The sequence below is a fragment of the Acinetobacter sp. NIPH 817 genome, from assembly GCF_000368405.1.
Lineage (GTDB): Bacteria > Pseudomonadota > Gammaproteobacteria > Pseudomonadales > Moraxellaceae > Acinetobacter.
This window is the reverse complement of sequence record NZ_KB849420.1, coordinates 1523779-1532813: the sequence shown is the minus strand read 5'-3', so window position 1 is coordinate 1532813 and position 9035 is coordinate 1523779. Positions and strand designations below refer to the sequence as shown.

7 protein-coding genes and 1 pseudogene are annotated in these 9035 nt (G+C 40.4%); 5 read left to right on the top strand and 3 right to left on the bottom strand.

The features are described from left to right. Positions 1 to 255: pseudogene (locus tag F968_RS10890) on the top strand (stress-induced protein); the annotation flags it as partial. A gap of 59 nt (positions 256 to 314) precedes the next feature. Here the strand turns inward: F968_RS10890 and F968_RS10885 are convergent. Next, a complete protein-coding gene (locus F968_RS10885; protein WP_004793031.1) occupies positions 315 to 548 on the bottom strand; it encodes a hypothetical protein in 234 nt (77 codons plus the stop codon). A 286-nt stretch (positions 549 to 834) separates the two neighbouring features. On the opposite strand from F968_RS10885, the gene F968_RS10880 reads away from it, so the two are divergent. Beyond that, positions 835 to 1446, top strand: a complete 612-nt coding sequence (locus F968_RS10880; RefSeq protein ID WP_004793030.1) for a LexA family protein — start codon at positions 835 to 837, stop codon at positions 1444 to 1446. Between the two features lie 72 nt (positions 1447 to 1518). Here the strand turns inward: F968_RS10880 and F968_RS10875 are convergent, their stop codons facing one another. Next, a complete protein-coding gene (locus tag F968_RS10875) occupies positions 1519 to 2130 on the bottom strand; it encodes a LysE family translocator (RefSeq protein WP_004793029.1) in 612 nt (203 codons plus the stop codon). A gap of 156 nt (positions 2131 to 2286) precedes the next feature. On the opposite strand from F968_RS10875, the gene F968_RS10870 reads away from it, so the two are divergent. Then, positions 2287 to 2742 carry an Lrp/AsnC family transcriptional regulator gene (locus F968_RS10870; RefSeq protein ID WP_000376211.1) on the top strand — a complete coding sequence of 152 codons (456 nt, stop codon included), beginning with the start codon at positions 2287 to 2289 and terminating at the stop codon, positions 2740 to 2742. Between the two features lie 56 nt (positions 2743 to 2798). On the opposite strand, the gene F968_RS10865 is transcribed toward F968_RS10870, so the two are convergent. Next, positions 2799 to 4415 carry a purine-cytosine permease family protein gene (locus F968_RS10865; protein ID WP_004793027.1) on the bottom strand — a complete coding sequence of 539 codons (1617 nt, stop codon included), beginning with the start codon at positions 4413 to 4415 and terminating at the stop codon, positions 2799 to 2801. A gap of 195 nt (positions 4416 to 4610) precedes the next feature. Between F968_RS10865 and F968_RS10860 the strand changes: the two genes are divergently transcribed. Both F968_RS10860 and F968_RS10855 read left to right on the top strand, forming a co-directional pair. Then, complete coding sequence (locus F968_RS10860; protein WP_004793026.1) at positions 4611 to 8075, top strand: hybrid sensor histidine kinase/response regulator; 3465 nt, start codon at positions 4611 to 4613, stop codon at positions 8073 to 8075. Then, positions 8072 to 9031: a response regulator transcription factor gene (locus F968_RS10855; RefSeq protein ID WP_004793023.1), complete on the top strand. Its 960-nt coding sequence runs from the start codon at positions 8072 to 8074 to the stop codon at positions 9029 to 9031. The genes F968_RS10860 and F968_RS10855 overlap by 4 nt, the downstream gene beginning before the upstream one ends. Positions 9032 to 9035 lie beyond the last annotated feature (4 nt).

Here is a 9035-nt window from a genome sequence, read left to right as displayed (position 1 = left end):
GACGATGATGATGACGATCGCGGTAGCCGTTCAGGTGGTCGAGGACGTGGTCGTAGCCGTGATGACGATGATGATGACGATCGCGGTAGCCGTTCTAGCGGACGAGGTCGCGGCCGCAGTCGTGATGACGATGATGATGACGATCGTGGCCGTTCAGGTGGTCGAGGTCGCAGCCGTGACGACGACGATTATGACGGTCGTGGACAAAACTCTCGTAATCAAAAACGTGATGCCTCTGGACGTTTTACGTCTTAAGCATAATGTTTTAAAAACGAAGGAGGCTTTTGCCTCCTTCGTTTTTTAATTTATTTACTTTACTGGGGGAGCAGTTGTAGTCCTTTTACAATATCAATGTACTCAGAACCGTTTAACCAAAAAGATTTTTTTAAAAATAGCGTCGTCATAATACTTTCGGCTGCTTCGCTATCCGGATTTTCACAGAATAACCCATAGCTTTCACCTAAAACCGCATCATTTTCAATGAGGCGGATATAGTAAGCATGTTGCTCATTTGCATAACCTAAAACCGCATCACGTTGATTTTTCATTTCGCATGTCTCCATACCAAAAACTGAATTTAACCAGAATGTTAAGTGTTCAGAATCTCATTTGATAAAAATCAAAAACAGTCAGCGATAAAGACTATTTCAAAATAGGTTTTGATTTTCTTCAAATTGCCATTTCGCTCAAAACATCCCTGTTAAAAACAAAATGGATTAAAATCTGATCATGAGATTTATTGTTATGCAAAAAAAATATTTCGTCAACTTGAAAATGTAACTTTTTCAAGTTACATTGTTTGTGTAGGATTTGAACAGTGAAAAGGGAGGCAATATGCCAAAGAAAAAAGAGTTCGAGCATGGCGGTGTACGAGAAAATGCCGGACGTAAAGCACAGTTCAATGAACCCACCAAAGTCATTCGTGTTCCTGAGTCTCAAGTTAACTTTATCAAAAATTGGTTACTGAATAACGTCAAAACCAACAATTTAACCGACTTTAACTCAAAACTTAATGTCCAACAGGTCTACCCGAATAACGATAAAATTTACCACATTCCTTTGGCAACGGAACGTGTTGCGGCAGGTTTCCCTTCACCTGCACAAGATGATATTGAACAAGCACTCGATTTAAATGAATATTTAATTAGAAATGAAAATGCCACGTTTATTGTCAAAGCCAATTCTTTATCTATGTTAGACGCCGGAATTGATATTAATGATCCGCTTATTGTGGACCGTAGTATTCCCGCTAAATCGGGAGATATTGTGATTGCACTCATCGACAATGATTTCACTGTTAAGCGCTTAATGATTGATAGTCAATTTCAGCCACCTAAAGTTTGGCTAAAAGCAGAAAATCCTGATTATCAAAATATTTATATCGAAGAGGGGCAAGAACTGGTGATTTGGGGAGTGGTGACGTATAACCTCAAACGAATGAGATAAATTTTTTTCTTATATTTATTATTTAAGTTACTGACCCGAAAAGTGAGTCAGTAATTTTTTGCTGAATGATTTTTAAATTTGCCCAATCAATAAGCACGTTGCGATAACGACCATCAAACCACCTGAAAAACGGCCGACTAACTGTGCTGCTTGTGGTCTGGTTTTCAAAATAGCCTCTGAACCATAACCCACCATTAAGTAAATAATCGCGCAGCTAATCATGTGAACAACACCAAAGGCAAGAATTTGTGTTGTCACGGACCATGAAGCAGTAGTGTCAATAAATTGAGGAAGCAGCGCTAAAAAGAGTAAAAAAACTTTCGGGTTTAAGCCACTCACATAAACGCCTTTGGTTGCCCAGCTCAACCATGAATGAGCCTTTTCAGAACCCGATTCGTTCGGAGTAGGAGGGGTAAGTAATAAGTTTATTCCCATCCATAACAAATAAGCAGAACCTGCAATTGTTAGGATCATGAGGGCCGTTGGATTATTTGCTACAAGCAGCCCAACACCAGCCGCTACCAATAAAATCGTAATAAAGTGCCCAAATAGCATACCTGCGACAGCGGGTACGACGACTTTGCCCTTAATTCCTGCCGAAATGGCATAGGCCCAGTCTGCCCCTGGCGTAATAATAAAAAGAATGGAGACACTCCAAAATGCAATAAAAATGTTAAAAGCCATATGCTTATCTCGGCAAACTATTATTCAAAGGTTTCGCTCGCGGTTTAGAAAAAATCCCTATTTATTCGAGCTTGTTGAAAATAATATGCTCATGTATTTAGAATGTGCTTTTAAATGTTTGCTCATATCACATGCATTTGGGGTAAATTTTTCTAAATGGATCGCACAGATAAAAAGATTCTTGCTGAATTGCAATTAAATGGCCGATTATCTATTACTGAATTGGCAGAAAAAGTAGGCTTGAGCATTTCACCTTGTCATAGACGAGTGAAGGCTTTAGAAGAGTCGGGAGCCATCAAAGGCTATCGGGCAGAACTCGACCCAAACTTAGTGGGATTTGAATTTTCAGCGATTGTTTTTATTACGCTTAAAGAAGGTGATAAACAGGCAGTCGAAAAGTTTGAAAATGCCGTGATAGACATCCCGCAAATTATTCAAGCGCAGCGTTTGTTTGGTGAGCCAGATTATTTACTACATGTGGTGGCTAAAGATTTGCCGGCTTTTCAGCGTTTGTATGACGAAAAATTATCTGCTATTCCAAGTGTGCAACGACTCATCTCAACCATTGTGATGAAAGATGTAGTGCCTGAACGTTTATTTCCGATTGGCTAAAATCATCAGGTGTAAAAAAAGAAGCTTTAAAGCTTCTTTTTTAGTTGGTAAGGGAGTTAAGCATCGAGTGTTTTACACAAAGAACAGATCGTGCCGTTATGTTTGTGAGAGAACATAATATCTGGACGCTCATAACCTTGCTCACATACGCGGCAGTGGTAAACCGTTGCAACTGGTGTGCCTTCAGCATCGTAACGTGGTTCTTTAATGCCGTCATCGTGTGACTTGATGTAGTATTTTCCTTTGGTTAATAAGCCCATGACTGGAGTTAAGACAAAAGCAAGTACAAGTGCGATAAGCGGTGAGTAAGGCGCCAAGAAACTACCGAGTAAACCGAAGAATGCTGCAATTGATAAGCCTGCTGATACAAGGAACGCAACCATACCGACAGGGTTTACGTTGTATAGCATGTCACGGCGATATTCAGGTTCTTTCGGTGAAAGTTTTAAAACATATTTGTTGATTGAAATGTCTGTTGCAACAACCACGACCCAAGCAATCGCAAAGTTTGAATAGAACCCTAAGATTTTACCCAATACCGCAAACATGTTGCCTTCCATTAAAGCAAGTGCAATTGCCAAGTTCACCATCACAAAGACAATACGTCCCGGATAATGTTTGCTAATACGAGTGTAGGCACTTGTCCATGCAAGGGAACCAGAGTAAGCATTAGTCACATTAATTTTAATTTGAGAAATAACCACCAAAATCACTGCCAGTGTTAAAGCTGCCCAGCCCGGAAGCATGTCATGAAACGCTGCATTAAACTGTTGAACAGGTTCAGTGCTGTTTACGCCCGGTATTTTAGTGAGTAAATAGAACCCTAAAAATGCCCCAATAATTTGTTTGATTGCCCCTAAAATCACCCAACCCGGACCTGCTGAAATAACCGCAGCCCACCATGCTTTGCTATTTTCTTTTGTTTTAGCAGGCATGAAGCGTAAATAGTCAATTTGCTCACCAATTTGCATGATTAAAGATAAACAGATACCAGCACCTAACATGATGGCCGCCATGTCTACAGTTGCAAAACCTTCTTTACCTGTAAAAGTTGCAAACTGGCTAACTAAGGTTGGTTCTTGATAAATCAGGTAGGCCACAGGACCAATCATCAGAATGAGCCAAAGTGGGGTAGTCCAAACTTGTAATTTACTCAAGGCTTTCATGCCGTAAATGACGAGTGGAATGACCATAACGGTTGAGATGAGGTAACCAGCCCAAAGCGGAATGCCTAAACCGAGCAATAACCCTTGCGCCATGATTGAACCTTCAAGGGCAAAGAAAATAAATGTGAAACTGGCGAAAATGATACTAGTAAGAACTGATCCGATATAACCAAAACCTGCACCGCGGGTAATCAAATCAAGGTCGATGTTATAGCGAGCTGCGTAGTAGGCTAAAGGAATGCCGGTTAAGAAGATAATAATTGCTGCAAATAGAATGGAGAAAACAGCATTGGTTGTTCCGTAAGACATACCAATACTGGCGCCAATAGAAAAGTCAGCAAGATAGGCAATACCGCCAAGTGCAGTAATAGCAACAACTTTGGGACTCCAGCGCCGAAAGCTGTGTGGAGCATAACGTAAAGTATAATCTTCTAAGGTTTCATTCACTGCTTTTTGTGAATCTGTACCTTGCACAGTGTCCAGATTTGGATGTTCAGATACACTCATAACATCAATCTCCCAATCATTTTCGGTCAATCAACACAAATATTGATCATTGTTTTTTGATGGTTTTGAGTGTGTGATTTTTGGGAAAAATTGAAAATACGTTATTTTGCGTATATGTGCGTATTCGAGAAAATCGCCATGATAAATGACTTTTGGCATAAGGATTGCTGGGTTTAATGCAGCCCCATCCAAAACATGAGTGTTATGCCAGATTCTTCACGCCCCCAACAAGCGCCACAACGTGTGATCAAAACACGCCGTGAATATAATATTTGGGTGGCAGATGAAAGTATCGAAGATTATGCGCTCCGCTATGCACCTACCTCAGTAAGAAAATGGTCACCTTGGACGGTTACCAACACCGCAATTTCGACCGTTAGCTTTTTGGCTATGGAAGCCATTGGGGCGACCATGCTTTGGCAGTATGGCTTTAGCAATGCAGTATGGGCAGCAATTGTCGTATGTACCATCATATTCTTAACCAGTTGGCCGATTAGTTACTACGCCGCAAAATATAATGTAGACGTTGATTTGCTTACTCGTGGTGCAGGTTTTGGCTACATTGGCTCGACCATTACATCTCTAATTTATGCCAGCTTTACCTTTATTTTGCTTGCGTTTGAAGCTGCAATTATGGCGATGGCACTTGAACTGGCTTTAGGTATCCCGCAAGTTATCGGGTACTTAATTTCTGCCTTAGTGATTTTGCCTTTAGTTGTCAAAGGCATTGGTTTTATTAATAAAGTTCAGGCGATCACACAACCAATCTGGCTCTTATTGCTGTTATTACCGTGGTTTTTTGTACTCTGGAAACAGCCACAAATTTTAAGTAGTAGCCTGCATTTTGTTGGTGCGGTTTCAAACTCAACCGATTTCAATCTGTATTACTTTGGTGCGGCGTGCACTCTTATTTTTTCATTTGTGATCCAAATTGGTGAGCAAGCCGACTATTTACGTTTTTTACCCCAACAAGAAAAGAATAGAACTGCATGGCGTTTTGCCGTTTTTTTAGGTGGCCCATCTTGGATTATTTTCGGATTTCTAAAAGTTTTGATGGGCATGCTGCTGATGGTTTTGGCTTTTCAGCTGTTTATTCCTGTCTCTGAACTAGACAATCCGACTTATCTGTATTGGGTTGCCTATCAGCAATTTATTCCAAACCCTCAGCTTGCCTTAATCTTGACTCTAGCACTGGTCTGCTTGGCGCAAATTAAAATTAATATGACCAATGCCTACGCTGGCTCATTGGCATGGTCAAACTTTTTTGCGCGTTTAACTCATAGCCATCCAGGGCGAATTGTCTGGCTACTTTTTAACGTTTTTATTGCCATTGTTTTGATGGAAATGGGGATTAGCCATGCGGTTGAACGTATTTTGGGACTATATAGCAATATTGCTCTGGCATGGATTGGTGCCGTGGTTGCCGATTTAATTATCTGTAAACCTTTAGGTTTAAGCCCAAAGGGAATTGAATTTCGCCGTGCTTATTTATATGACATTAACCCCGTAGGTGTGGGTGCTTTACTGATTGCCTCAGTGTTATCGATGCTGAGTTATTTGGGCTTTTTCGGACTCATGGCAAAAGGATTGGCGAGTTTTATTGCTTTGGGGAGTGCGGTGTTATGTGTGCCTGCGATTGCTTACTTAACCAAAGGCAAATATTACATTGCACGCCAGCCTGAAAAAATTCGGGCAACTTCAGTTGCAAACTGTGTCGTGTGTGAACGGGACTATGAACTTGCTGATATGGCAAGCTGCCCAGCCTATAACGGTACGATTTGCTCTCTATGCTGTTCACTTGAAGCACGCTGTCATGACTTATGTAAACCTGATGCACGTTGGTCAGTACAACTCAAAAAAGCCATTTGGCACTATTTACCAGAACGATGGGCCAGCCGTTTAAATAGTCGGGTCAGTTTGTATTTATTGCTGACTTTAGGGCTGTCGATCGTTTTGGCAGTGAGTTTAAGTCTGGTTTATATCCAAGAAAAAACCTATTTAGAAACCATTGATGCAGCAGCCGTTCCTCAGCTATTTACGCTGTTTGTGAAAATTTACACCATTTTATTTTTATTAATGAGCGTTGCTGCATGGTGGTTAGTGCTAAACGATGAAAGTCGTCGTAATGCTGAAATTGAAACACATCAGCAAACAGCATTATTGATTGATGAAATTGCTGCTCATGAAGTCACTTCAAAAGACTTACAAGACGCCAGAATTTCAGCAGAACGGGCAAATGAAGCAAAAAGCCGTTATGTGATTGGTATTAGTCACGAACTACGAACGCCTCTAAATAGTATTTTGGGCTATAGCCAATTGCTTCAAAAACAAGAGCAGCTTTCAGAACAAGGCAAAATGGCGCTCGGGGTGATTAGCCGTAGTGGGCAGCATTTGACTTCACTGATTGACGGTTTACTAGATTTAGCACGAATTGAAACAGGTAAAATTTCTTTAAATGTGGTGGATGTGCATTTTCCAAATTTTATAGAACAGATTATTCAAATGTTTCAGCCACAGTTTGAACAGAAGAATTTACAGTTTGTTTATGAAATTGGAGAGAACTTACCGCACTATGTCCGTACTGACAAAAAACGCCTAGAGCAAGTGCTCATCAATTTACTGGGCAATGCTTTAAAGTTTACGACGAGCGGTACAATTACTTTAAAAGTCGAGTACCGTTTTCAAACAGCTTATTTTGAAATTAGAGATACCGGCTGTGGTATTGCTGAGGCTGATTTAGAGCGTATCTTTAACCCGTTTGAACGAGGTAGCAATGTGGTTCAAGGCGGATTTACCGGAACAGGACTTGGACTACCAATTGTAAAATTATTGGTCGATTTACTCGGTGGGCAGTTATCTGTGACTAGTCAGCTCAATCAGGGTTCACAATTTAAGATTAAGTTTTATTTACCTTCAAAAGAGTTGGTACATCCAATTTCAAATGTTTACTCTAACCAGATTACAGGCTATCAAGGCGAGCGAAAACGAATTTTGGTTGTCGATAATGAAGCGGTGGACCGAGGTTTAGTCGCTAATTTTCTAAAACCTTTGGGATTTATGATTGAAGAAGCCGAGTCGGGCATTGACTGTCTAAGACGTGTACCTATTTTTCAGCCTAATCTGATTTTGATGGATTTAAATATGCCTTTGATAGGCGGCTGGGAAACTGCGCGATTATTGCGTCAGAATAATATTACCAATGTGCCGATCTTAATTATTTCAGCGAATGCAGGCGAGCGTGAAGTCAATCCACAAGATGCCGTCTTAAGTGAAGACTTTATGCTAAAACCAATCGACCTGAATTTGTTGCTGAGTAAAATTGGAGACAAATTAGGTTTGCTATGGATTGATTCCAAATCAGATGCACATCTTGAAAATAATAAAGTTCAAGCACTTGATGTAAAGGTGTTTAAGCAAGAGCAAGTTGCTGTTCATACCTCAATCCAACAACTGGAAAATAATGAGCTGCTCGATTTGCCGCAAAGCTTACAACAGTTAAATGACTTGATTGGACAGGGGTACATTCGTGGAATTCAACAGACTTTAACGCAATGCCGCCAAAATTTTCCAGAGCATAACGAGTTATGGGAACAGCTTGAACATGCTATCCAAAAGTTTGATTTAAAACATGCCCAACGATTAATTCAGGATAAGCAATGAGTACGCAACATGTTTCTTTTCAGCAAGCTTCGCCAAATGAGCAGGCTGTTATTCTGATTGTGGATGATGTGCCGGAAAATTTAGGCTTGCTACATGAGAGTTTAGATCAGGCAGGTTATCGCGTGCTTGTCACAACCGATGGGTTAAGTGCTATTGAAATAGCACACCGATGCTTACCAGATATGATTTTGCTCGATGGCAATATGCCACATATGGACGGTTTTGAAAGTTGTATACAGCTTAAAGCGAGTCCAATTACACAGTTTATTCCCGTTATTTTTATGACAGGCTTATCGGAAACAGAACATATTGTGCGAGGTTTTCAGGTCGGCGGGGTAGACTATGTGACTAAACCACTGAATATTGAAGAAGTATTAGCAAGGGTAAAAACACATTTGGCACATGCCAAACTATTGCAACAACAAAAACAGGTGATTGATGCAACGGAAACTGCCATTCTTGCGCTAGATGTTCAAGGTAAAATTGTTTGGAAAACTCAAAAAGCCAGTGATTTACTGAATCAATATTTACCTGAATTAGAAGGTTTTGAAGCAGGCTTAAAAGCTTGGTTTTTAGACTTAGAGCATGAAAAAGACCCCAAAAAATTAACCAGCTGTTCTTATTCGACGCCATCTCAGCAATTACAGCTTTTATTGCTTACGCCGTGGGAAACTGAACCAAGTGTGGCAAAAAACTATCTCATCCAGATCAAGACATCTACGCCAGCTTTGGAAATGGCTGATATTTTGAAATATTGCCCACAGTTGACTCAACGTGAGGCAGAAGTCATGCACTGGTTGTTGTTAGGGAAAACCAATAAAGATATTGCAGAAATTTTGGAACTTAGCCCACGGACGGTAAACAAGCATTTAGAGCATGTTTTTGAAAAACTTTGTGTTGAAAATCGAACTGCTGCCGTAGCGCATATTAATAGTCTGGTACAAGAGTTTCATTGAGTTA